Below are 26,763 nucleotides of genomic sequence, written 5' to 3'. Positions count from 1 at the left end.
TTTCCTTTTATTTAAAATTTATCATAAAAAGTAGGTCTTTTAACATAAAAACTGAACCTACAAATAAAAAACTAATTCCCGCTTTAAATATCTCATTTGAAGCGACCAATATCCCAATAGCACCTACAATAACACCCAAGGCACTAAAGATAAACTGAACTTTACTACTTTTTACTGGTACCATATCTGCAAGCATTGGTACTTTTTGTTTCCCTATTAGTGGAGAAAACTTTTGATACCATACTAAAAATGGAACGATTTTATATAAATGCCCATTGATGATAAATGTGATATATCCTAAAAATGCCATCCATCCTATAGTCAAAAGTAAACTTTGACTTGGTACAAAGATATAGATGATTCCCATAATGATAGTTACAAATAAACTACTGTATGAAAAAATCAAAGATTTTAAATAGATATCTTTATCCATTCTTACTCGTGTTTTATAGATGATATATACTTGATAAAAGTATAAACATAAAGCTAAAAGAGTCAATGAATATCCGCTATACTCTAAAATAACACTATCAAATAGTGATGATAACATCACAGATACTACCCCCAAACTCACCATATAAAGTGCATATGTTACTGGCTTCCAAGAAAAACTATGCGATAACCAAAACATAGGTAAAAGTACTAGACTCATCCCCATGATAGTGATACCCACATATCCTGCTAACACTAAATATACATGTGCTTTTAGTAATGCTAACACATCTATATCTATAGTCCCAGCGTATCCTAAAGCCATCAAGATACCAAATATAAGTCCTAAAAATAAAAAACTATTTGCTGAAACAACACTTACCATCACAAGATTGAGTTTTTTCACCTTTTGTATAGTCAAAAATGTTTCTAAAACAAATATCAGTAAAGCTATAAGTACGATGATACCACCATATGGTAGTAGTGCAGGAGAGTTTAAAAAACCATATCCCATCAAAATAGTACCTATAAATAAAAGTGGATAGATGATGTAGTATAACTCTACTGCAAAATGTCCTACCTCTAAAACTACTGGTACAAGCTGTGCCATCGCCCCAAATATCACCATCATCACAAATCCAAGTAAAAATATATGAACCCATGATAAAGTAGTATGATCCATACTACTTAAAGACTCTACCTCAAAACCAAATAACAGTAATGCAGAAAATACAAAACTACACACACCTATAATAAAATAGGGTGCTATTAGTTTAAATGGTGGTGCAAAGTCTTGTGAAACAGCCATTAGTTAGAGCAACCTGTCCCACCACAACCAGTGTCTTCAAAGTCTGTTTTTACTTCACCTTCTGCTCTTTTTGTAAAAATTACTTTTGCATTTCCATCTTCTAATGCATCTAACTCAAAGTTAAAATCGTTTTCTATTTTAGGAAAAAGTCCCATAGGTGGTTTACTATTTATCATCACTAGTTTTTCTCCATCTTGGATAGCTTGTAATCCTGACATAGCATTTATCATAGGCTCTGGATGTCCACACTTGCTACTATCAAACTGTAAAAATGTCACACCATTTTCTTCGTATTTAAAAAATGGTACTGTAGCACCCATTACATCGATTTGTTCTGCGTTTGCTGGTAAGTTATTCATCATAATTCCTTGTATTATTTTATATATAAGAATTATAATGTAATGTAGAGATGATTTTATTGATATGTGTCAATATGGAGGGATTTGGTATAAAATATTATGATGGTTTGTTTTTGTTAAAGATGTTTAAAATGATGATGGAGTTTGTATCTAAATCTACTTCATACACAATAGTATATTTTTTAAAAGTCATATCTCTGATATTTTTTATTTTCAAAATATAATGACTTTTTAAATTTGTATGGAAAATGGGGTAAGTTTTTGATTTGTTCAAATAAATCTTTTCTAAATTTTTTTGAAGCAGATAATTTATCTTTTGCTATGTATGCTAAAATTGAATTAAAGTTTAATTTGCATATTTTAATTCTAATTCTTTTTCAAATTGTATTGTAGAATTTTCAAAATCCTCAAAAGATGTTAATGATCTATCTCCACTTTGGATATCCTGTCTTATTGTATGTAACTCTTTTTGTCTTTCATAAAAGTATGGATCATATTCTAAGTTTTTGTCTTTTTTAACTTGAACTTTATCTTTATATTGTTCAATCATACTTAAAAAATCTTCTACAAAATTATCTTGTATATCTACTGTTAATGTTTGCATGACAAAACCTTTATTTTAATTTATTAAATTATATCAAAAGTTAAGTGAATTTAGTTTGAGTCTTTTTGATTAACGACCGAACTGAAAAACAAGTTACCCTCAATCAGTTCGCAAATGATTTTTTATAACCACTAAATGATAGCTATTTATTGATTAAAAATTTGCTTGAGTAACTTGTTTTTTTCCTGTGTTTTGTTGTACCTTAATTTAGATATCAAGTTTTATTTGAGTTTCTTCAATTATTTTATCAACTTTAAATTTATAATCTTTATTTCTTTCTTGTAAATTTTTTAATGCTCTTTTAATATTCTTAATAGCATTCTGAAAATGATCTTTATCATTTCTTTTTGATGATATAAAATTGATTATACTTTTTGTAAAAGTTGATGAAGATTCAATATATTCTAGGTAAATTTCTTCTTTAAGATTATTTAAAATATATTCATCTTTATTCCCCCACCCTGATACAGTTTTATTCAATAATGCATCAATTGTTTCTAGACTTGTATTATCTATTAATTCATCTTGTTTAGTATCATTCCAATATTTTATTAAATGTGGATAGTTTTCTTTTATGAAATCTTGTTTATATGATTCATGAATACTTATAGATTTTTCTTGTAATATTAATTTATCAATATATCTTTTAATAACATTATCAATAAAATCATCTTGTATAATTTTTCCATTTTGTTTTAGAAAATTAATAAAATAATGAAAATTGTCAAGAGCCAGTATGTTATGTAAATCTTCAGCATGTTTTTCAAATACTTCATATATATCATTAGTACATTTCTCTATTGTATATTTAAAATCTACAAGTAAATTATAATGAAAATTTTGTATTTGCTCATTTAAATCATATCTTACAATACTTCCATTTTTGTCATCTAATATTTCTTTTAAATAATCTTTATTAAGTTTATTGTTTTTTATATAATCTAAAATGATTTTTTCTATTGTATCATCAATGTTTGTAAAATGATTTTTTTGTATTCCATTGTCAAATATCTTATCAAATTCTTCATCTGAAATTTTTGATGGATCAAATTCTGATTTTTTTTCTAAATATTTATCAGGAGACCAACCAAATTGAATCTTAGCTATAAATACACCTATCAATGAAAATAAAAATTCTGTTAAGACTTTATTGTCATAATGATTATCTAAAATATAATCAAATTTATTAATTTCTTGAATAATCTGTTTAATAACTCTAATATTTTTTGTATTATATGATTCAAATATATATTTAATAATTTCTACATCATACTTAGTTAATGACTCTTTAATTTTTTGATTAAATATTTCATTAATTGTTGGATTAAATACTAAATCTAAATCAATAATTTTTTCTTTATATAAATTAAATAGTTCACTATATTTTTCATTTTCTACAGTTGATAACTTAGCTAATTCTTTTTCATTTAAAATCATAATAACTTTGCATAGTTTTTGTTCTTTTAACTCAGAAATCAACCCTAATATATCTTTAAAAGCAATGTTTGATGACATTCTTTCAAAATCATCAAAACATACAATTACATTTTTAAAATCTCCACTTGAAAGAATTGATAATAATGAACTAATTGAATTTAAACCAAATGACATAGAAACATCATCATCAATCTTTGCTGAACTCTTTAAATTTTTAAAAGGAGTTGTTACTTTTTTATTTATCCAATTCATTTTATTTTTAGTAGGAGATGATTGAAGTAATATTGATGTTCTAATATCATTTAATGAATCAATACCAAATAATGATATATAAGCAAGCTTTTTATCATTTAAATCACTTTTATATTTATCTAAAAATATATTCTTCCAAAAAAATGTTTTCCCAATACCCCATTCCCCTGAGATAGATAAAACTATTTCATCTTTTTCTTTTATTAAATATTTATATAATGATTCTTCTATTTTATCTAATGTCATTTTTATCCTTTAGTATATCGTGGTACAACTATTTATTAACACTCATTATAGACCTTTTATACTAAAAAATAGATATTAATAGTACATTTTAAAATTATTTTAATTACTACAGTAAAAGCCTATATCTAAGGGATTTATTAATACAAATATAAATAATTATGAGAAAATACAATATTTTGAAAATAAAATTTATACTTTAGGTGTGATTTGTATGTACCTTTTATATAGGTATATGAGTGGAAAAGGACATTTTGGGTGTTATCTAGAATATACTGGCATTAACAGACATTTTACTTGATATGATTAAAGTTATAATCAAATCATATTTTGATGCGATTAAAAAGCTAATCACATCATTTAAAAAAGAAGTATTTTATTTTCCCATCCCAAATGGATCTCTATGCTGATTCTTTAGATATATCTGTACTGCTTTATAAATATTTATAAATAACAACGCATTTGATACTATAAATAAAACGGCTGCTAGTTTTATGATGATATTGATACTAAAAGTGAAACCTATTATCAAACATACCATAGATGTTAGGTGTATGTAAAACTGTATTTGCATATTTTTTTGAGGTATCATCTCTCTCATACTAGGTATATCAAATAACCCTTTTGCATTTAGATGAAACCATGTCAAAAATGGAACGATTTTATACATCATACCGTTCATAAGTGACACTACGAAACCTAGTCCTAAGAGTATTCCTAAAAGACTTGTATGTAAAGTAAAAAAACTCATAGCTACCCAATAAGCAGAACCAATAGCTAAAAATAGCATCGATGTGATATAAAAATAGACTGTTATATCTTTGAGTTTTCTTTTTCTGTTTTGTAGTTTTTGAATAGTGAGATATACAAAATAAAATATACTCAGTGTTAAAAGTATTTTATATACTATATCTAGTCCAAGATTCATAAATAAGTTTATAGGATAAAAAACTAAAAGAGTAGTAGTTAAAAGTATAAGTAAAGATTGTTCATATTTTTTATACGCACTAGCCACCCAAAACATAGGTACTACTTGAATGCTAATAGATACGATAAGAATGTATAAAAATCCAAAAAAGATATAGTTGTAGTGAAGTAGGGCAAAATCATAATGCAAGGCACTTATATTTGAAGTAGCGTTTGCAATAAGCAGATGAATACCCACTAAAAATGCAAATATAAAAAAGAGTAAAGATATTATGATACCTTTTACTATATACGATTTATTTGGTACTTTGAAAAGCTGTATTAATGCTATGACAGTAAAATACATAAGTCCTGAAAGTAACATCAAAGCTGCGAGGAAAAAATATAGTTTTTCATAGAGTAAAAAGCCTAAGGTAAATGCAACTAAACCTAAGCTAATAAGTGTAAAAGTTATATTTGAAACTCTTTTTGCATTTGGTATAACAGCACCAGCGATAACTGGAAGCATTTGCTGTAAAGCTCCTAATATAGTCATGATGATAAATCCTATAGTTACTAGATGTATTGTAGCTATTATATTTGGATTGTGTATCTCAAAACTACTTGTAAACAATGCAAAGACTCCAGCTATAAAGGAAAATATAGGTGCTATTAAAAAGAATTTTATAGGTGCTTTATATGGTGGTGCTTGGTCTAGGCTAAGTCCTACGAACATATTAGTCTATATCCTTGAATTTATCTTGATTGTTAAAGGTTGTATCCCAAATATAAATCATCACATCATCATCTTTAAAGCTTACTTTATAGTTAATATTATTTTCTTCTAGATGTGTATATAACATCAAGGGTTCGATTCTGTGTATCATTTTTATATAAGTTGTAGCATTGAGGTTTGAAAGATTTTGTAACACCAAACCCATAGGTTCGGGTGCTTCTAATTCTCTTGTATCTAAAACGAGTTCATTTGACACGGTTTTTAGAGTGCTTTCATTTGTGAAATAATATCTTCAGAATTAAGAGCTTGGTCTGCCATATTGTACATCATTTGCTCCTCTTTCATATTGTGTTGTTGCATTGTAAACAGTAGTGCTTCACTTTGACCTAAAAATTTTTCTTTATCATTTTCATTAATTGCATCACTCATTTGAGTAAAAATAGCTCTCATTTGATTGTGTTCCATAAGCATAACTGGAGTAGGATCACAATGTCCACCTTCACAATTTTGATATTGAGGAAACATAACTTGCTCTTCCATATCAAAATGTTTTAACATATGTGTATGAAAATCTTCAAACATAGCTTTTGCACCATCAAAGTTACCTTGGTCTATGATATTTTCTAATTCTGCGAATTGTTCGTCACAAGCTTTATGGTCTGCTGTCATAAATTGGTTTATTGTCATTTGTATATCCTTAAAATTAATAAGAGATTATAATAAAACAAAGAGAGAAAAAGATTGATATGTATCAATTTTTTGATAGTTTAAGAATATTTACACTCTTTGTTAAGGGTGTAACCATATCCTGTAACTATTTGTATACTTTCATTTGGAAGTTTTTTTCTGATTCTTTTTATAAGGGCTCTTATATTATCAATATTTGAATCTTCACCCTCCCAAACATAAGTTTCTATCTCTGCATATGTAACGATTCTATTTAAGTTAGATATAAAAAGTTCTAAAAATAAAATCTCTTTTCGAGCTAAAATTATTTTTTCATTATTGACATAGAGTGTATGTTCCATAAAATTATATTTACAAGAATCATTAAACTCTATAAAGTTAAATTCAATTTGACATAAATGTTTTACTTTTTGAACTAGCTCATAGATAAAAAAAGGTTTTTTAATATAATCGTTACACCCTTTTTCATAAGAGGCTTTTATTTTTTCTAGTTCATGATTTGAACTAATAATAATAACAGGAATACTAGCCCCTAAATAATCTCGAATATTCTTAAGAATACTTATACCATCTAATGAAGGGGTATTTATATCTAAAATAAAACAACTATATCCATTTGAAATAGCATTGAGAGCTAACTCTCCATCAAAAAAACAATCTACTGCATAGTTTTCTTTTTCAAGACCTTTTTTGATCACTCGTGACAAAGTTGCATCATCTTCTAGTAATAGAATTTTCATATAGTTTCCTTTGGGTTGTCTTGGTGTAAAAGTATTCTAAAATGAGAACCTTTAATAGATTTTTTATAAAATATTTTACCATTGAGTTTATCTTGTATAATCAATCGAGTCATATACAATCCAATACCATGACCTTTTTCTTTAGTAGAAAAATACTGCTCAAAAATTTTATTTTTATTTTCCTTGTTGATCCCTGGACCATTGTCAATTATATCGACAACTAAAACATTATATTTGTTTTTAAGTTCAATTGATAAATTTCGATTTTTCTCATTATTATGGAGTAGGGCATCTTTTGCATTGTTGATTATATTTAACATTGCTTGCATAAGTTCATTTTCATATCCATATATATTTAAGTTTAAATCTTTTTCTACTGTTATTATAATATTAATATAATTATATTTCATGTTATGTTGTACAATATTTAGCATATTTTTGATTGTATCATGAACATTAAAAATTGTTTTTTCTTTTGAGGGAATAATAAAATCTTGAAAGTCATTAATTGTATCTGCCATATAGTTAGCTTGTAGCATTATATTTTTGATATGATAACTATTTTCCTCTTTCCCTGATGTATCTTGTGAATAAAACATATCTTGAGCAAGTGAAGTTATTGACACTAGTGGTGATTTCCATTGGTGAGCGATAGAGGAAAAAATATCGCCTATCTCTGCCATTTTTGATTGTTGTATGAGATATTGAATCTCTTTTTCTCTAGCTTGTTCTAGTTTTTTTTCTTTTGTTATATCTGTAAAAATTGTAACAATTCCATTTTCACGACTTTGTGATTCAAAAGAAGTTTGTTTGATGTAGTATATTTTTTTTCTCCCTTTTCTATCACCCAAAGTAAAATTTACATTTTTTTCAAAATTGGTATCAAAAAATGTTATGATTTTGTTGATAATATAAGATTGTTCTTGTAAATAGTAAAGGTTTTTCCCTATTAAATCTCTATATTTTAGATTTACAAGTTGGCAAAACTTTTTATTCATATCAATTATTTTACCATTTTTATCTTGCCAAAAAATAGGGGAGTCTATCGCATTTAAAAGAGCATAGTCAAAATCAAGTCTTTGTTGCAGTTTTCTTGTTGCTTGTTGTTTTGCATAGAGTGATTCAGCTAATCCAAAAATAATTATAAGAAGTAAAGGAGTTGCTAAAAACACATTATTGATGAGTGTTCTATATTTATCAAAAAAGCTTTCTGGGGTATTGATAAGCTCAAATCCTCTCAATGTTTTTGGAACAGAAAGGTGAAATTTTGTAAGGAGTTCTTGATCAAAGACATTTTGATATGAATTATAGTTTTTGATTAAAGGAGTTTTGAGTTTATTGTTTAAAAGATCAATTGCAAATTTCGCTGTTTGTGTACCTAACTTGTCTGTTGATACGAGTTTTCCCCCTACTATCCCTTTTCCTAAAAATAATGAATCCATAGCAAAAACGGGTAAAGAAAACTCTTTTATCGCATTTGCGACCTCATTGGTCTGGTAGTATTCCCCATTTAAATCAATAGAAAAACGAACGAATAGTATCGCTTGATTCTTTTTATATACTTTAAAGTAGTCTTGGAGTTCTTTCAAAGTATAATCTCGAAGATATTCAATTTGTAGGTTTTCTTTTTTTTGCCTCATAACTTTGATGATAAATCTACTACTATCATTTGCATTGGGACTTCTATCATTTAAGATATAGAGCTTTTCCAAATTTGGCATCAGTTTCGATATGATCTCTATATTGTCTTTGATCGCAAGTTTTTGAATTATCCCATTGATTTTTTTTGTAAGTTGATAAACTTTTGCTAACTCTTTTGAATACTCCTCAATCCCTACAAATAATATTTGTTCATTTTTAAATAGATTGTTGTAGTTTTTAACAGCAAATTTATATGCAAATCTATCTATAGTAATAATGAGATCGTAAGTTTTATTTTGAAGTTGTATTTCATATAAGTCATAGAGTTTTTTTTGATACTCTTTTGTGTAAATATGTCTTGAATTCATATAGAGTACACTTAGATTAATATTTTGTTTATTGTAAAAAAGCTCTTCAATATTTTTTATCACCGTATCACTAAATTCAAACCCTTTATGGTATGAATTTAAAATAAGAACATTTTTGGTATTTTGTGCGAATAGTTGACCACTATAATAAATCAAACAAATAAAAACCAAAATTACTTTCATACAAATCCTTTTCATAATAATATAGTTTCTAACATTTATTTCTTTAAAAGTTCATGATTAGTTCATTTTTATGTATTAACATAATGATGAAAATTAAACAAGGAGTTAGAAATGAAAAAAATTGTTACAGCTACATTAGTAGGTATGTTGTCTATTCCAGCATTAGGTGCAGAGTTTATATCAATTGGTACAGGTGGTGTTACAGGTACATACTACCCAACAGGTGGTGCTATTTGTAGACAAGTTAATAAAATGAAAAAAGAGACAAAAATCAGATGTTCTGTTGAATCAACTGGTGGATCTGTTTATAATATTAACACTATCAAAAATGGTGAGTTAGATTTTGGTATTGCTCAAAGTGATACTGTATATCAAGCGGCACAAGGTATTGGAAAATATGACGGTAAACAAGTTAAAAAACTTAAATCAGTTATGGCGATTTACCCTGAGTTACTTGCATTAGTTACAAGAAAAGATGCAAATATCAACTCTATCATGGATGTTAAAAACAAAAGAATCAACTTAGGTAACCCAGGAAGTGGAAATGAAGCAACTGCTATGACACTTTTTGCTGCAAACGGAATTGATAAATCTGATTTAAAATTTGCTGGTGCTTTAAAAGCTGCTGAGATGCCAGATGCATTAAGAGATGATAAAATTGATGGTTATTTCTATATGATTGGTCACCCAAATGCAAATATTACTGATGCTACAAATTCTGTTGATACAAAAATTGTACCTTTAGAAGGAAAGTCAGTTGATAATTTAATCACAAAATACCCTTATTTTGCAAAAGCAAAAATTGCAAAAGGACTTTACAAAGGTGTTGATGCTGATGTAAATACATTTGGTGTAAAAGCTGTTTTAGTTACAAGTACAGATGTAAGTGACAAAGCTGTTTATACAGTTGTAAAAGCTGTTTTAGAAAACTTTGACGAGTTTAAGAAACTACATCCAGCATACAACAATATTACAAAAGAGTCATTATTAGATGGTTTATCAGCTCCTTTACATGAAGGTGCTAAAAAATATTTCAAAGAAGCAGGATTATTATAATTCTACGAACTTATTTTCAAGAGGTTCTCCTCTTGGAAACACTTTGCATAACTCATTTAAATTTATTTAGATGAGTTATGTAAACTACTTTATTAAAAAAAGGATTTTATATGTCATTTTATGAAGAAAAACCTCATAAACTGAGTGAACTAGAAGAGGAACAGGCCACGGAGAGTGAAGCTGTTGTTAATGAACTTGAAGGACAAAGAGTTTTTGGAACAGAACATTATGAGTTTTGGCTTATCTCTATTATTGCTTTTTCATGGTCAGTATTTCAACTTTATATCGTAGTTGAACCAATAAATTCAACAATTACAAGATCGGTGCATCTATCTTTTGGTATTTTGTTAGCATTTTTGATTTATCCTATGTTTAAGCATAGTTATTTTCTCAAAAAAATTAGATGGTTTGGTTATACACTTGCTACGATAGGTGTTGTAGGTGCAGGATATATTGCATATTTCTATGAAGAGATTTTTCTTCGTCCAGGTGATTATACTGCTACAGATATTTTTATTGCTTTACTTGCAATAGTTATTTTACTAGAAGCAGGTCGTCGTGTTTTAGGATTTGCACTGAGTATTATCGCTGTTATTTTTTTATCGTATGATCTTTTAGGACCATATATGCCAGAACTTATTATACATAAGGGTGCAAGTTTAAATAAATTAGCTGGGCATATGTATCTTACTACAGAGGGTATTTTTGGTGTTCCTCTTGGAGTATCTGCAGGATTTGTATTTTTATTTGTACTGTTTGGTTCACTTTTAGATAAAGCAGGGGCTGGACAATATTTTATCAATCTTGCATTTGCAATGTTGGGTAAATATAGAGGAGGACCTGCTAAAGCTTCGGTTGTTGCATCTGGTTTTATAGGTATTATCTCTGGTTCATCTATTGCAAACACAGTTACGACAGGAACATTTACAATTCCATTGATGAAAAAAGCAGGTTTTAGACCAGAACAAGCGGGGGCAGTTGAAGTTGCCTCTTCAACAAATGGTCAGTTGATGCCACCTGTTATGGGAGCTGCTGCTTTTATTATTGCTGAGTTTTTAGGTATGGCATATACTGATGTTATTGTAGCTGCTTTTATACCTGCTTTTGTATCGTATTTTGCACTTTTTTATATTGTTCATTTAGAAGCATTAAAATTAGGACTTAAGGGTATGGATGATGAAGATTTACCACCTAAATGGAAAACATTTGTTGTTGGGATACATTATTTAATACCTATTTTCTTTTTAATGTTCACTCTTATGGTTTTAAGAGAATCAGCTGCTAGTGCTGCATTTAATGCTATTATGTTACTTATGCTTCTTATGGTTGTACAACATCCATTTAGAGCTATTTTAGCAAAAAGAAAACTTACAAAAGAAGTTTATCTTAGTGGTTTTGTTGATATTTTAGCAGGTATGATAAGTGGTGCTAAAAATATGGTTCCTATTGCTATTGCTACAGCTATTGCTGGTATTGTTGTAGGGTCTATTACTTTAACTGGACTTGGACAGGTATTATTAGAAGTTATTGAAACACTTTCAGGCGGAAATATTTTTATTATTTTAATACTAGCAGCGATTGTTTCACTTGTTTTAGGTATGGGTTTACCTACAACTGCGAACTATATTGTAATGGCATCATTAACAGCTCCTGTTATATTAATATTAGCACAAGATAGTGGATTTTTAATTCCTGCAATCGCAGCACATCTATTTGTATTTTATTTTGGTATTTTAGCGGATGATACTCCACCTGTTGGTTTGGCAGCTTATGCAGCAGCAGGTATAGCAAAAGCAGACCCAATCAAAACAGGTATTCAAGGATTTAAATATGACATAAGAACAGCGATTTTACCATTTATGTTCTTTTTTAATCCAGAGTTATTATTGATATCAGGAGTAGATCCATTGAATCCAGCTGATCCTCAAGGATGGATTTGGATTACTAATCCTATTGATATACTAGTTATATTTACAACAGCTTTTATGGGTATGATTGCGTTCTCTTGTTCAACACAAGGATACTTTATAACAAGAACAAACATAATAGAAAGATTGGTATTTATGACGATTTTACCATTTATGTTTTTACCAAAAATTATGGAAGATTATATGGGATTGTCACATCATTATATATCATATTTAATAGGAATTACTATATTTGTAGCAATCTATTTTGTTCAAAAAGCAAAAGTAAGAAAAGAGGAAAAATAAAAAGGATTTTTCCTTTTTATTTTCAGTATTTAATAGTTATCTAAAAAGTAAAATTGGTTTTTTTATATTTGCTAGTATCTTACTTGTAAAACTACCAAAAATAAACTCTTTTATTCGAGAGTTTCCAAAAGCTCCCATAGCTAAAACATCAAAATCTTTTTCTTCAAAATAGTTGAGTATAGTACTACTTGGTTCACCACTTAAAACAGAAGTGTTCACTTTGATATTTTGTTTTTCAAAAATCTTTTTAGCTTCATCTACTAACTTAGCAGATGCTATTTTATCATCATTGATATTTACAATCTCTCTAATGATATCTTTAAAAATAGGCTTTGCTGATGTTTCATTTAAAAGTTTTTTTGATTCATTGGAACCATTATAAGCAAGTAGTAGCTTTTTAGGTTCAATAAACTCACTATTTACTAAAAGTATTGGTTTATGTATAGATCTTATGATATCTTTTACATTATCTCCAATTTTATGGTTTTCTTTACTTGCTATTCCTATTACTAAAACTGCTGTTTGATTTTCTACTTCTACAATAGTTTCTAATAAATCACCATGAACTTGCAAAATAGTTATCTCATTTTTACATTCTTGTTTTGCTCTTTGCTTTAAATCATTTAAGAGAGTTTTTCCCTCTTTTATCAAATTTTTATTTTTTATGGATTCTTCATTTGTGTATTCTTCAATCATATCATCTTTTTCACCCAAACTAATATTTCCTGATAAATCAAGACTATCAGATTTTGAAGTATGCTCAATAATATGTAAAAATCGTAACGGTAAATTCATATTATTTGAAATATGTACAGCATAATCACAAGCACTTTGTGAATAGTTCTTTCCATCAATACAACATAGTATATAACTCATTTTAATGTCCTCCCATAACTTTTTCAATCTCTTCTGGTTTATCATGAATTCCAAATCTATCAATAATAGTTTGAGAAGCTTCATTTTGACCAATCACTTCAACATCAGCACCTGATCTTCTTAGTTTGATTACAGCTTTGTCTAAAGCATAAACAGCCGATACATCCCAAAAGTGTGCTTTTGTAACATCAATAATTACTTTATCTAAAACCTCTTTAAAGTCTATAGTTTCATAAAATTTATCGGCACTATTAAAAAATACTTGACCAACAAATTGATAAGTTTTGATACTTTCATCTTCATTTTTAGATATGTTACAATACATAAAATGTGATATTTTATTTGCAAAAAAGAGAGAAGCTAATAAAACACCAGATAAAACACCATTTGCTAAGTTGTGAGTATAAACAGTAACAGCCACCGTTGTAAGCATCACTAAGTTTGTAGAAAGGGGTAAAGTTCTTAATCTTGTAATAGAACCCCAGTCAAAAGTTCCAATTGAAACCATAATCATAACAGCAACTAAAGCAGCCATAGGGATGATGGAGATAATATCACTTAAAAATACAACCATAATCAAAAGATAAAAACCTGCAAGAAAAGTTGAAAGTCTTCCTCTTCCCCCTGATTTTACATTTATTATTGATTGTCCAATCATAGCACAACCAGCCATACCTCCAATACAACCTGAAGCTATATTTGCAATCCCTTGTCCTCGTGCTTCTTTTGTTTTATCACCTTTTGTGTCAGTAAGTTCATCTACTATAGTTGTTGTCATAAATGATTCTAAAAGACCAACAATAGCTAAAGCAACAGAATATGGTAAAATAATCCAAAGTGTTTGAAAATTAAATGGAACATCAGGCCATAAAAATATAGGTAAAGTATCAGGGAGTTGACCCATATCACCTACATTTCTTACATCCCACCCTAAAATATATACAAAAATAGTTAATACAACTATTGTTACAAGAGGAGAGGGGAGTATTTTCCCTATTTTAGGAACATAAGGAAATAGGTAAATGATCCCTAATCCTGCAGCTGTTAATGCATATACATGCCAAGTAACATTTGTAAGTTCTGGTAATTGAGCCATAAAAATAAGAATTGCTAAAGCATTTACAAATCCAACAACAACAGCTCTAGCAACAAAACTCATTAGTTTTGCGACACCTATATAAGCCAAAATTATCTGAATCACTCCTGTAAGAAGTGTAGCAGCCAATAGATATTGCAGACCATGATCTTTAACTAATGTTACCATAACAAGTGCCATAGCGCCAGTAGCAGCACTAATCATACCAGGACGACCACCTACAAAAGCAATAACAACCGCTATACAAAATGAAGCATATAATCCAATCTTTGGATCCACTCCTGCAATGATTGAGAAAGCAATCGCCTCAGGAATTAACGCAAGAGCAACAACAATCCCTGAAATAGAATCTCCTCTTATATTTGAAAACCACTCTTTTTTTATGCTTTGGTACATAAAACTCCTTTTTTTATTAAAATTTTTGATTAATTATATTTTGATAAGATCGCGATTATAGCAAAAAAAGCTTAGAGGGAATAATTGAAAAGTTTTTGAAATAAAAAAGGGACTAATTTTACAATCAGTCCCTTTCTTTTTAATAGTATATAACTTTGTTTTATCAACCGTACATAAGGTTTGGTAACCATAGTGCAATTTCAGGTATATATGTTACTAACATAAGACCTACAAATATAGTCATAGTCCATGGGAAAGCTGCTACAATAACATCTTTTATAGACATACCTGTTAGTCCTGAAGTTACGAATAAATTCAGTCCTACAGGAGGTGAAACCATACCTAGTTCCATATTGATAGTTACAACGATACCAAAGTGAATTGGATCTATTCCAAGTGCAATAGCAACCGGAAGTAACAGTGGAACCATAATCATAATAATTGCACTTGGTTCCATAAATGAACCAGCAATAATTAATAATACATTCACCATAATTAGGAACATATATTTATCAACATCTGCTTCAATTAAAGCATTTGTTATCCCTTGAGGAATATTTTCAATTGTAAGGAAATGTGCAAATAACATAGCATTTGCAATGATAAACATAATCATAGCTGTTGTTTTTGCAGATTCTAAAGAAACATTAAATATATCTTTAAAACTTATATCTTTATACACAAATACAGAGATAATAAATGCCCAAATAGCTGCAACAGCTGCTGCTTCAGTTGGTGTAAATATACCGCCATAAATACCACCAATAACAATAACAATTGTCATAAGTCCCCATGAAGCATCTTTCATTTTAGCAAGTCGTTCTTTAAATGGAGCAGGAGTTGTTCTTTTAAAACCAAGTCTAACTGCACCAATATAAGTAACAAGCATCATCATAAGACCAAGCATAATACCTGGAACAACACCAGCCATAAATAATCTACCAATAGATACTTCAGCAGTTACCCCAAATACGATTAATACAATCGAAGGTGGAATTAAAATACCTAAAGAACCAGCCGTTGCAATTGTACCAACTGCATATTTTTTAGGATAACCAGCTTGCATAATAGCACCAAACATAATCGAACCAATAGCAACAACAGTTGCAGGAGAAGACCCAGATACAGCTGCAAAAATAATAGATGCAAAAATAGCTGAAATAGGAAGACCACCAGGAAGGTGTCCTACAATTGACTTAGCAAATTCAATAATTCTTGTTGCTGCTGATCCTTTTGAGAGTAAATTCCCCGCTAGAATAAACATAGGAATAGCCATCAATGAGTAATGTTCTACTTTTTCAAACATCATAGAAGATATCTCAATAGGTGAGATACTAGTAAATAACATCATTGTAGAAAATGTAGCAACTCCTAAACAAATAGCAATAGGACTTCCTAAAATAACTAAGAAAAAGAAAATCGCAAATAAAACAGCCATACTCATAGCATACCTCCTGTTTTCTTCTCTACATCTTTTACCATATCATTTAAACCTTTTTGTTTTTCTAATTCACCTGCTAATCCATGTAAGTGCATATCTGCTTCACTTTCTGCAACTACTTCATCGTGAGGTGTTTTGATAATTTCAATAATTTTTTCACCAACTCTATATGCTGCAAATGCAAACGATACAGGGATCACTAAATAGATAATCCACATAGGCATGTTCCATAAATCGATTGATCGCTCATCAATTTCATGAACCAATAAAAGGTACTCATACCCAAAATATGCCACAATACTTAAAAATGTAATAGTGATAGTATGTGAAATTAAAAGCATGATTTTTGCTATTTTTGAAGGCATAATATCTAAAACAATAGTAACCGCAATATGAGCATCTTTCTTAAAACAATATGCAGCACCAAAAAAAGCACTCCATAAAAATAAAAAGATAGTCATCTCCGTTGCCCATACTAATGAAGAGTCAAAAGCATATCTTGCTACTACATTTGTAAAAGCAACAGCAACACCGGCTGTTATACCGAATGCTGCTATTGATTGGTTAATAAAACCAATGGTTTTACTTATAATATTAAACATTTTTATTTTGTCGCTATTGTTTTCTCAATTAAATCTTGACCGATTTTTTTATCTGAGTAAAATTCAGGATAAATAGTACTTACTTTTTTTCTCCAAGCTTCTTTTTGCTCATCAGTTAAAGTAAAAATTTCAATTTTTCCTGTTTTTTTAGCATACTCTTTGATTAAATCTAATTGTTTCATATTTAAATCTAATGCATATTCTCTCTCTTTTTGAGTTGCTTCGTTCATAGCTTGTGTAACATCTTTTTGTAAATCTTCAGGTAAAGAGTTCCAGAATTTTTTAGACATAACTACTAAGTATCCTAAATAACCATGATCAGAAATAGAAAGGTATTTTTGAACTTCATGAAACTTTTTAGTATAGATGTTTGAAATAGGATTTTCAGCTGCATCAATTACACCTTGTTGTAATCCTGAGTATACTTCAGAAAATGGCATCATTTGTGGGTTTGCACCAACTGCATGAAATTGTGCTTCAAGAACTTTTGAAGACATAATTCTAAATTTTTGCCCTTTTGCATCATCTGGCATTAAAACTGGTTTCTCATTTGAAGAGAATTGTTTAAATCCATTGTCCCAGTAGTTTAAAGCTACGATACCTTTAGCTGTAACCATATCTTTAAGTTTTTGACCAACTTCACCATCTTGTACTCTATGTAAGTGATCTAAATCTTTAAAAACAAATGGAAGATCAAATAGTGCTAATTGTGGAACAATTTTACCAAATTTAGAAAAACTTGGTGCTGCCATTTGAACAGAATCTAAAGTAAGTGCTTTTAAAACTGCATTATCTTTATATAACTGAGATGATGGGTAAACTTGTACATCAATTTTTCCACCAGATAACTCTTCAAGTCTTTTTTCAAAGAAATCTGCAGCTTTCCCTTTTGGTGTATTTGGACTTACAACATGTGAAAATTTTAACACATATGGTGCTTTAGCTGTGTCTGTTGAACTATTAGAAGTTGTATCTTCTTTCTTGTCACCACATCCAGTCATAAGCAATACTGAAGATACTACCATTCCTGATACTAATCCGTTTACTAATTTTTTCATTTTTTCTCCTTAATTTTGTATAAGAAAAAGTATAGTTAAAAGTTATGTAACAATTATGTAAAAAAACTTAAATTTATATTATTCTAAAACCTCTTTAGGAAGAATCATTTTATATCCTGACCCTTGAATGTTTTTTATTGATTGTGCAGGCAGTTTCTTACGAATATTTTTAATAAACAGTCTTAGTGCATTTTGTGTCATAATAAACTCATCGTCCCAAATTTGATTTTCAATCTCTTCATAAGTGATAATTCTATTTTTTGTAATAAGCATTTTTAAAAACTCATTTTCTTTTTTGGTTAGGTTAAATATTGTTTGTTCAGTTGTTATGGTTGATTGATTGTAATTGTAAAGTGTGTTATGGTTAATGGTGTAGATATGGTTTTTTGTATGACTCTTTATAAAGTCTAATAAAGCTTCCATTAGTTTATCTTCTGTCATAGGTTTAATTATATATTTAATTAGATGTAACTTTGTTGCTTCAAGCATATATTCCAAGTCAGTATGTGCAGATGCTATGATTACTCTTGTTTTTGAGTCATGTAGTCGTATTCTTTTGATGAGTTCTATACCATTTTCTCTGGGCATTTTAATATCTGTAATAATTAAATCAGGTTTATGTTCTAAATATAATTCATAAGCTATAGCAGCATCTTTTGCTGCAAAGGTATTTTTAAATAGATGACTTAATACCTCTTCAATATTTTTTCTAATGCCATCATCATCTTCAACATAGAGTACAGAAAAGGCTTTGAGTTTGCCAATAAAATTATTATTTTTAATGATAAATCCTTATTAGTAAAATTATGATATGATAGCATAAAGAAGATTATAGGCGTAAACTTGAATTTAATTACAGAAAAAAACTTATCAAAAGTTATTATTTATATTTTTAGTATCATTATGTCTAGTTTAGTGTTTATGATATCTTATTTTTATATAGATAACACATATAAAAACTTTGATACTCAGATGGATAGTTTTGTAAAAGAATATTATGAAAACAAAAGAAAAACACTTAAAAAAGAGATAGATACTATTTTTGATATTTTAAATTATAATATTATTATTCAAGATATCAGAAAACCTGCTTTTAAGGATGAAGCGATTCGTCTTCTTAACAACATCACTTTTGAAGAAAAAAAAAGTAACTATTTTTTTGTTTATGAGATAGAAAACATAAACGGTGGAGATAACTTCGCAAAACTTTTAGTCAACCCAAATCGACCAGACCTTATTGGAAAATATATATCAACAAACTATAAAGACTCAAATGGAAAAAAATTTAGAGAAGAGTTTATGCGAAATATACGGAATAAAGGTGAATCATATACTGAATATATATACAATAAACCAAATGAAAATGATGCAAAATTAAAACTATCTTATTTCCGATATCATGAAAGGCTCAATTGGGTTATTGCTGTTGGGGTATATATAGACGATATTGAACATGAAATACAACAAAAAAGAAAAAATTTAGCACAAGTTGTAAATAATCAAATATTTCAAAATATAGTTTTATTTCTTCTCTTTTTAACAATTGCTATTGTTATTTCAATTTTTATTTCACAAAAAATACAAAGTGTGTTAACAGACTATCAAAATAAAGTAAGTGATAACGCAAAACTCCTAAAAGGTCTTAACTCTACACTGCAAAAAAGAGTAAAAGAGGAGATAGAAAAAAATAGGGAAAAAGAGCAATTATTAGTAGAAAAATCTCGTTTTATTGCCCTAGGAGAGATGATTTCAAATATCGCACATCAATGGAGACAACCTTTATCGGAACTTTCTTCGATACTGATGAATATAAAATTTAAACACAGTATTGGTGCATTAGATAATAAATCAATGCAAAAAAAATCTGATGAAGCAAATCAAGTCTTAGAATATATGTCACATACTATAGATGACTTTAGAAATTTTTTTATGCCAAAAAAAGAAAAAGAGGAATTTACTTTACTCAATATGATAAATTCAGTTATGAGTATTGCTTCAAGAGGTTTAGAAAATAATAATATTAAAGTGATTATTGATATAGATGAAAATATAAAAATTCATACTTATCTAAACGAATACCAACAAGTTGTGCTCAATATTATTAAAAATGCAAAAGATGCACTGCTTGAAAACGACACTACAAATGCAACAATAATAATCAAAGCAATAAAAGATAACAAAAATACTATTTTGACTATTGAAGATAATGGTGGAGGAATTATTACAAAACCTAAAAATAAGATATTTGAACCATATTTTACTACAAAATCGCAAGCTAATGGAACAGGTATAGGACTTTATATGTCAAAAATAATTATTGATAAAAATATGAATGGTAAGTTAAAAGTGATAAATACAAAAAAAGGTGCAAAATTTTTAATATCTATTTTACAATAAAAATAACAAAATGCAATACTTATTACAAAAAAGATATAAATTGGTTAAAATACAATTATGAATATTACAAAACAACAACAAGAGATTTTAGAATCAGTTCAAAAGTACAAAAGTATTAAAATAAATGCGTTTGCAGGTACTGGCAAAACAACAACATTGAAATTGATCTCGCAAACTTACCCTACAAAGAAGATATTGTATTTAGCATTTAATAGTGCTATAAAAAATGAAGCTACATCGATTTTTCCTTCTAATACACATGTAAAAACTACACATGGTTTAGCTTTTGGTGCAATCAAAAAGAATACAAACATAGACTTAAATAAACTTACTAATTATAGGGCTATAGATATATCAAAAGAGTTTGAAATATCATATAATCAAGCGATTTCGGCAATTAAGATTTTTGATAAGTTTTGTAATTCAACACAAAAAGAGATAGAAACAACAGATATTGAACATAAAACAGCAAAAAATATGTTTGATAGAATGCTTATATCTAAGATGAAGCCTACTCATTCTTTTTATTTAAAATATTATTATTTACTTATATCGCAAGGGCAGATACAGCAATTTAATTATGATATCATTATGTTAGATGAAGCACAAGATACAAACGATGTAACTCTTGGTATTTTTGAATCATTAAGTTCAAAAGTAAAAATATATGTCGGTGATGAGCATCAGCAGATTTATTCCTTTCGTGGAAGTAAAAATGCACTCAATAAAATAAAATCGGATAAAAAATTGTATCTTTCTTGTAGTTTTAGATTTAATCAGTCTATTGCTAGTTATGCCAATATATTATTGAAGAATTTTAAAAATGAAGTTGTAACAATAGATACACTAAAAGAAAAAAAAGATGATATTATTGAAACTAATGGTTATATATCAAGAACAAATGGTCAGCTGATTTCGATTATATCTAACCGAATTGAAAATAGAAAACCATTTGTTACCGTTCGTGATCCAAATGAAATTTTTAATCTTACTATTGAAGTGCATTATATTTTGACAAATAAAAAAGAAGATGTAAAAAGAAATAAATTTTTGAAAGATTTCAATAATGATGAAGATATACTTGATTATGCAAATGAAGTTGATGATTATGAACTAAAATCAGCATTGAAAATGGCAAAAGAGTATAAAGAAAAACTTTTTGAATTCAAAAATATTTCAGAAAAATTTTATACAGCATGGAAAAATAAATCAAGTAATGGTTTTGATAAGAGAGTATCAGAAATTTTATTTCTTACAACTGCACATACTGCAAAAGGACTAGAATGGGATGAAGTGACTATTGCAGATGATTTTACCGATTTTGCTGATTTGATTGTTGATTTTGGTTGTGAAGATTTAACTGAATTTCAAGAAGAGCAAAACTATTTACCAAATCAAGAACTTCTTGATGAATTCAATCTATTTTATGTTGCAGTTACTAGAGCCAAAAAAAAAGTGATCAAAGACAGTGAAAATTTTCATTATCTTATGGCAAAAAATATCAAAAAATTAATAAATGGACGAATTAAAGAATCAAAAGAGGATTTGGAAAATATTAAATCTAGTAAAAAAGCAAAAGCTTCTAAAATGGAAATAGAAGATAAGCAAATCCTTAGGCAACAAAGAAATCAAGATGATGGGAAAGCTAAAAATAGTGGTTTAAAATGGACTCTTGAAGATAAAATAAAAGCTAAAAGTATGTTTAATAAAAACTTTACCATATTTCAAATAGCAAATAAGTTAGAAAGAACCACAGGTTCTATTTTGGGAGAATTGTTAAAAAGTGAAGTGATTACAAAAAAACAGCAAATTCAATTGGCACAACTTTCAAAAGATACTCCAATGTTAGCTAAAAAAAATCAATTAGTAGTTAAATAAAATTTACCATTAATTTATGTTATACTTATAAAATAAATATAATATATTAAGGTAAAGTATGAATAATCTTTCAAAGAAAAATGAAGAATCACAACTAATCAATAAATTACCTGCAATGTTGTATAGGTGTAGATATGATGAATATTGGACTATGGAATTTTTAAGTGATGGTTGTAAAAACCTTACTGGATATGATAATGATGACTTGCTTTTGAATAAAAAACTGAGTTTTTCTGAGATTATTCATAAAGATGATTTAGAGTGGACTGCAAAAATTGCGAATAATGCACTTCTTGAAAAAAAAGAATTTAATTGTGAATATAGAATTATAACAAAAGACAATATTATAAAATGGGTATGGGAACAGGGAGTTGGTATTTATGATGAAAATGACACTCTTCAGTTTATCGAAGGTTTTATTACTGATGTAACTTCTCAAAAAGAATTAAGTGAAACCTTAAAAGAGGAACTGATACAAAAAGATAAAGAGTTGTTAGCAAATCTTACTTTAGTGAATGAATATAAAAAAGCAGTCGATGAGAGTGCTATAGTTACCAAAACAACCCCAGGGGGTATTATTACTTTTGTGAATGATGAGTTTTGTAGAATTTCTGGTTATTCAAGAGAAGAAGTACTAGGAAAATCACATAACATAGTAAGGCATCCTCAAAATCCAAATTCGCTTTTTATAGATCTGTGGGAAACAATTCAATCTAAAACAATATGGAAAGGTGTTATTAAAAATAGAACAAAATCTTTAATTACTTATTATGTAAAAACAACCATTGTGCCTATTTTGGATTCTGATGATAATATTAAAGAGTTTATTGCCATAAGACATGATGTGACTGATCTTATATTGCAAGAGAAAAAAATAAAATTTCAAACTACTGATTTGATGACACAACTTCCTAATAGACAAAAAGTGATGGAGGATTTAAACAAGAGTGATCATTTAAAATTGGCAATTATAAATATAGAAAAGTTCAAAGAGATCAATGAGTATTATGGATTTGATATTGGTGATCGACTTTTAGTTGAACTCTCTACACTTTTGTCCCAAGAACTTTTTCAATATCAAGCAAAACTCTATAAGCTTCCAGCTGATGAATTTGCTATTTTAGTAAATGATTCTGTTACAAGTATCGAGTTTAGAGAGATGCTTTTGTATCTGTTAACTAAGATACGAACAAATATATTTGAAATAGAAGAGCATAAGTTTACTATTAGAGCTATTGCAGGTGCTTCTATGCAAAAAAATTATTTTATTCATGCTGAAATGGCAGCTAATTATGCAAAAGAATCAAATCAAAATTTAGTCTTTTTTGATGATAATGTAGATATCAAAGATAAATTAGTGAATAATATTAAATGGACTCACAAAATAAAAAAAGCTATTGAAGAGAATAGAATTATTGTTTTTGCACAACCAATAGTATCTAATACAAGTCATGCTATTTCAAAGTATGAGTGCCTTGTACGAATGATTGACGAGGATGGCACAATTATAACTCCTTTTCATTTTTTAAGTATTGCAAAACATTCAAGGCTATATCCTAAAATCACAAAAATAGTGATAAACAAAGCTATTGAATATTTTAAAAACAAGACAGATAGTTTTTCAATCAATTTGAATATAGAAGATATACTCAATCAAAATATTGTAAATTTTTTAATGAATAAATTAGAAGAAAATAGAGATATAGCGAAAAGACTTATTATTGAAATAGTTGAAGACGAAGGTATCGAAAATTTTGATGAAGTAAGTGTTTTTATTGAAAATATAAAAAATATGGGGTGTAAAATAGCAATTGATGATTTTGGTACAGGCTACTCTAATTTTGATTATTTGATGCGTTTAAATGTAGACTTTATTAAAATAGATGGTTCTATTATTAAAAATATAGACCATGATTATAATGCAAAAGTAGTTACTGAATTGATTGTTAGTTTTGCAAAAAGGTTAAAAATTGAAACTATTGGTGAGTTTGTTTATAAAGAGGAGATATTGGAAATTTTGAAAGTTATGGGAGTTGATTATTCTCAAGGGTATCATTTGGGTAAACCAGAACAATTATCTCTTTAAATAAAAAATACATAATAAATAATTCGCTATAATATTTCAAGAGGATATATAGATGAATAAAAGACCATATTTAGATACGATGCCAGATGAAAATGGCTATTTTGGGAAATTTGGAGGGGCTTATCTTCCTCCTGAATTAGAAAAACCATTTCAAGAGATAAAAGATGCTTATATGAGACTATCAAAGTCTCACCATTATATTAGTGAACTCCGAAAAATTAGAAAACATTATCAAGGTAGACCTACACCACTTTATCATGCAAAAAATTTAAGTGATTTTATTGGTGGTGGACAAATTTATCTTAAAAGAGAAGATTTAAATCATACAGGTGCGCATAAATTAAATCACTGTATGGCAGAAGGTTTACTCGCAAAATATTTAGGAAAGAAAAAACTGATTGCTGAAACAGGAGCAGGGCAGCATGGTGTTGCTCTTGCAACTGCTGCTGCTTATTTTGGCTTGGAGTGTGAAATTCACATGGGTGAGGTGGATATTCAAAAAGAGTATCCAAATGTAGTGCGAATGCAAATACTTGGAGCTAAAGTAGTTCCAGCAACTCATGGACTGAAAACTTTAAAAGAAGCTGTAGATTCTGCTTTTGAAGCTTATATTAAAGATACAGACACACAAATGTTTGCCATTGGTTCTGTTGTTGGTCCACACCCTTTCCCTTTGATGGTAAGAGATTTTCAATCTATTGTAGGAATAGAAGCAAAAGAGCAGTTTCATGAAATGACAGGAAATCTTCCTGATGTTGTTGCTGCTTGTGTAGGAGGTGGTTCTAATGCAATGGGTATTTTTAGTGGATTTATAGATGATGCTGTAGATTTATATGGAGTTGAACCTATGGGTAAAAGTGATAAAGTAGGTGATCATAGTGCTAGTTTAACTTATGGAAAAGAGGGTGTTATGCATGGATTTAATTCTATTATGCTAACAGATGAAAATGGAGAACCAGCACCAGTACACTCTATTGCTAGTGGAATAGATTATCCTTCTATTGGTCCAGAACATGCGTATTTAAGTAGTATAGGGCGAACAAAAATTGGAACTTGTAATGATGAAGATGCTGTTGATGCTTTTTTTAAACTTTCACAACATGAGGGTATTATTCCTGCACTTGAATCTGCGCATGCTGTTTCATTTGCTATGAAATATGCAAAACAAAATCCACATAAATCAATTTTAGTAAATTTAAGTGGAAGAGGGGATAAAGATATCGATTTTGTTGTAGAAAATTATTCGATTCCTACAAAATAAAATTTATAGTTTATCTATACAGTTGAAGCAATTTAACTGTATACTTCTGTTATGCAAACACAAAGAATATTTTTACAAACACACGAGCCTTTAGATTTTACATTTAAACAATCAAAAGATGATTTTATTGTTGATGAATTAACAAACATACCTTTTAAGGGTAAAGGGAATTATTTAATTTTAAAAATTAAAAAACAAGGACTTTCCACTTGGGAACTTCTCTCAGTTATATCAGATACATTAGGTATAGAAGAACACAAAATAGGTTATGCAGGTTTAAAAGATAAAAATGCAACAACTACACAATATGTAAGTATCCCTTTAAATAGAAGTCAAGATTATAAGCTTTTAAATAGTAAAAATATTAAAGTACTAGAAACTTTTTTACATGATCAAAAACTAAAAATAGGTGATTTGGAGGGGAATAGATTTAAAATAAATCTTCAGTCAATCACACAAGAGATGTTGCCCCAAATATATCAAACACTCTCTCAGATACAAAAACATGGTATGCCTAATTATTTTGGATATCAAAGGTTTGGAAAAGAATCAAATTTTGAAAAATCAAAAAGAATTACAGAAGGTGAAGAGGTTTTAAAAGATAAAAAATTAGAAAAATTTATGAAACTTGCTTATCAGAGTTATTTTTTTAATGGGTGGTTAGCAAAAAGAGTTGAATTGTCTCGAAAAAGTGGAAGTAAAAAATTAAATCTCATCAATGGTGATGTTTTTAATCTTCATGATAGAACTATTATTACAGGTTTGCTTCCTGGGCGTGATATTTTAAGAGCCAAAAATGAAGCTCGAAAAATAGAAGAACAGTTTGATGATCTGTTTATTCAAGACAAAGGGTATAGAAGAGATGCTTGGATAAAACCTTTGAATATTAAAAATAAATATAATAGTGAATCAAAGAGTATGATACTAGAGTTTTCATTACCAAAGAGTTCATATGCTACTGTTTTTATCGAAAACTTAGCAAATAAAAATTTTACATATTAAAGGAA

The 26,763-nt window shown here is 28.4% G+C and carries 22 protein-coding genes; 7 read left to right on the top strand and 15 right to left on the bottom strand.

Annotated elements, in window-relative coordinates; translation table 11 throughout:
• Window positions 1–7: 7 nt before the first annotated feature.
• The 9 genes from ACMCMH_RS00950 to ACMCMH_RS00910 all read right to left on the bottom strand — a co-directional run bounded on the left by ACMCMH_RS00950 (window position 8) and on the right by ACMCMH_RS00910 (window position 9,396).
• A complete protein-coding gene (locus ACMCMH_RS00950; protein WP_412726183.1) occupies window positions 8–1,240 on the bottom strand; it encodes a hypothetical protein in 1,233 nt (410 codons plus the stop codon).
• The gene (locus tag ACMCMH_RS00945) at window positions 1,240–1,599 is read right to left on the bottom strand and encodes a hypothetical protein (protein ID WP_412726181.1); all 360 of its coding nucleotides are present in this window, start codon (window positions 1,597–1,599) and stop codon (window positions 1,240–1,242) included. The genes ACMCMH_RS00950 and ACMCMH_RS00945 overlap by 1 nt, the downstream gene beginning before the upstream one ends.
• A gap of 346 nt (window positions 1,600–1,945) precedes the next feature.
• Window positions 1,946–2,203: a hypothetical protein gene (locus tag ACMCMH_RS00940; RefSeq protein ID WP_412726179.1), complete on the bottom strand. Its 258-nt coding sequence runs from the start codon at window positions 2,201–2,203 to the stop codon at window positions 1,946–1,948.
• 207 nt (window positions 2,204–2,410) lie between these two features.
• A complete protein-coding gene (locus tag ACMCMH_RS00935; protein WP_412726177.1) occupies window positions 2,411–4,138 on the bottom strand; it encodes a P-loop NTPase fold protein in 1,728 nt (575 codons plus the stop codon).
• Between the two features lie 373 nt (window positions 4,139–4,511).
• Window positions 4,512–5,777, bottom strand: coding sequence for a hypothetical protein (locus ACMCMH_RS00930; protein WP_412726175.1), 1,266 nt, complete (start codon window positions 5,775–5,777; stop codon window positions 4,512–4,514).
• Between the two features lies 1 nt (window position 5,778).
• On the bottom strand, window positions 5,779–6,033 hold the full coding sequence (locus ACMCMH_RS00925) for a DUF2249 domain-containing protein (protein WP_412726173.1): 255 nt from the start codon (window positions 6,031–6,033) through the stop codon (window positions 5,779–5,781).
• 5 nt (window positions 6,034–6,038) lie between these two features.
• Entirely contained in the window at window positions 6,039–6,464 is a 426-nt protein-coding gene (locus tag ACMCMH_RS00920; protein WP_412726171.1) for a hemerythrin domain-containing protein, read from the bottom strand.
• Window positions 6,465–6,544: 80 nt separating this feature from the next.
• Complete coding sequence (locus ACMCMH_RS00915; RefSeq protein WP_412726169.1) at window positions 6,545–7,204, bottom strand: response regulator transcription factor; 660 nt, start codon at window positions 7,202–7,204, stop codon at window positions 6,545–6,547.
• On the bottom strand, window positions 7,201–9,396 hold the full coding sequence (locus tag ACMCMH_RS00910; RefSeq protein WP_412726167.1) for an ABC transporter substrate binding protein: 2,196 nt from the start codon (window positions 9,394–9,396) through the stop codon (window positions 7,201–7,203). Before ACMCMH_RS00910 ends, ACMCMH_RS00915 begins: the two co-directional genes overlap by 4 nt.
• 111 nt (window positions 9,397–9,507) lie before the next feature.
• Here ACMCMH_RS00910 and ACMCMH_RS00905 point away from each other — a divergent pair, with 111 nt between their 5' ends.
• Window positions 9,508–10,452: a TAXI family TRAP transporter solute-binding subunit gene (locus ACMCMH_RS00905; RefSeq protein ID WP_412726165.1), complete on the top strand. Its 945-nt coding sequence runs from the start codon at window positions 9,508–9,510 to the stop codon at window positions 10,450–10,452.
• Window positions 10,453–10,562: 110 nt separating this feature from the next.
• A complete protein-coding gene (locus ACMCMH_RS00900) occupies window positions 10,563–12,665 on the top strand; it encodes a TRAP transporter permease (protein ID WP_412726163.1) in 2,103 nt (700 codons plus the stop codon).
• A gap of 36 nt (window positions 12,666–12,701) precedes the next feature.
• On the opposite strand, the gene ACMCMH_RS00895 is transcribed toward ACMCMH_RS00900, so the two are convergent.
• From ACMCMH_RS00895 to ACMCMH_RS00870, 6 genes are all read right to left on the bottom strand, one after another.
• Complete coding sequence (locus tag ACMCMH_RS00895) at window positions 12,702–13,541, bottom strand: universal stress protein (RefSeq protein WP_412726161.1); 840 nt, start codon at window positions 13,539–13,541, stop codon at window positions 12,702–12,704.
• A 1-nt stretch (window position 13,542) separates the two neighbouring features.
• A complete protein-coding gene (locus ACMCMH_RS00890) occupies window positions 13,543–15,033 on the bottom strand; it encodes a SulP family inorganic anion transporter (RefSeq protein WP_412726159.1) in 1,491 nt (496 codons plus the stop codon).
• A 163-nt stretch (window positions 15,034–15,196) separates the two neighbouring features.
• Window positions 15,197–16,477 carry a TRAP transporter large permease gene (locus ACMCMH_RS00885; protein ID WP_412726157.1) on the bottom strand — a complete coding sequence of 427 codons (1,281 nt, stop codon included), beginning with the start codon at window positions 16,475–16,477 and terminating at the stop codon, window positions 15,197–15,199.
• Window positions 16,474–17,076 carry a TRAP transporter small permease gene (locus tag ACMCMH_RS00880; RefSeq protein WP_412726155.1) on the bottom strand — a complete coding sequence of 201 codons (603 nt, stop codon included), beginning with the start codon at window positions 17,074–17,076 and terminating at the stop codon, window positions 16,474–16,476. Before ACMCMH_RS00880 ends, ACMCMH_RS00885 begins: the two co-directional genes overlap by 4 nt.
• 2 nt (window positions 17,077–17,078) lie before the next feature.
• The gene (locus ACMCMH_RS00875; RefSeq protein ID WP_412728027.1) at window positions 17,079–18,077 is read right to left on the bottom strand and encodes a TRAP transporter substrate-binding protein; all 999 of its coding nucleotides are present in this window, start codon (window positions 18,075–18,077) and stop codon (window positions 17,079–17,081) included.
• A 135-nt stretch (window positions 18,078–18,212) separates the two neighbouring features.
• Entirely contained in the window at window positions 18,213–18,836 is a 624-nt protein-coding gene (locus ACMCMH_RS00870; RefSeq protein WP_412728026.1) for a response regulator transcription factor, read from the bottom strand.
• Window positions 18,837–18,977: 141 nt separating this feature from the next.
• On the opposite strand from ACMCMH_RS00870, the gene ACMCMH_RS00865 reads away from it, so the two are divergent.
• The 5 genes from ACMCMH_RS00865 to ACMCMH_RS00845 are packed head-to-tail and all read left to right on the top strand — an operon-like array spanning window position 18,978 to window position 26,758.
• Window positions 18,978–20,531 carry a cache domain-containing protein gene (locus tag ACMCMH_RS00865; protein WP_412726153.1) on the top strand — a complete coding sequence of 518 codons (1,554 nt, stop codon included), beginning with the start codon at window positions 18,978–18,980 and terminating at the stop codon, window positions 20,529–20,531.
• A gap of 57 nt (window positions 20,532–20,588) precedes the next feature.
• The gene (locus ACMCMH_RS00860; protein ID WP_412726151.1) at window positions 20,589–22,409 is read left to right on the top strand and encodes an AAA family ATPase; all 1,821 of its coding nucleotides are present in this window, start codon (window positions 20,589–20,591) and stop codon (window positions 22,407–22,409) included.
• A 58-nt stretch (window positions 22,410–22,467) separates the two neighbouring features.
• On the top strand, window positions 22,468–24,495 hold the full coding sequence (locus tag ACMCMH_RS00855) for an EAL domain-containing protein (protein WP_412726149.1): 2,028 nt from the start codon (window positions 22,468–22,470) through the stop codon (window positions 24,493–24,495).
• A gap of 52 nt (window positions 24,496–24,547) precedes the next feature.
• Window positions 24,548–25,756, top strand: a complete 1,209-nt coding sequence (gene trpB / locus ACMCMH_RS00850) for a tryptophan synthase subunit beta (RefSeq protein ID WP_412726147.1) — start codon at window positions 24,548–24,550, stop codon at window positions 25,754–25,756.
• A gap of 51 nt (window positions 25,757–25,807) precedes the next feature.
• Entirely contained in the window at window positions 25,808–26,758 is a 951-nt protein-coding gene (locus tag ACMCMH_RS00845; RefSeq protein WP_412726145.1) for a tRNA pseudouridine(13) synthase TruD, read from the top strand.
• Window positions 26,759–26,763: the final 5 nt, after the last annotated feature.

The sequence above is a fragment of the Arcobacter sp. 15-2 genome (assembly GCF_047159865.1).
GTDB lineage: Bacteria > Campylobacterota > Campylobacteria > Campylobacterales > Arcobacteraceae > JAIOSF01.
The sequence above is the reverse complement of the archived record's forward strand: the minus strand, read 5'-3'. Positions and strand labels throughout refer to the sequence as shown.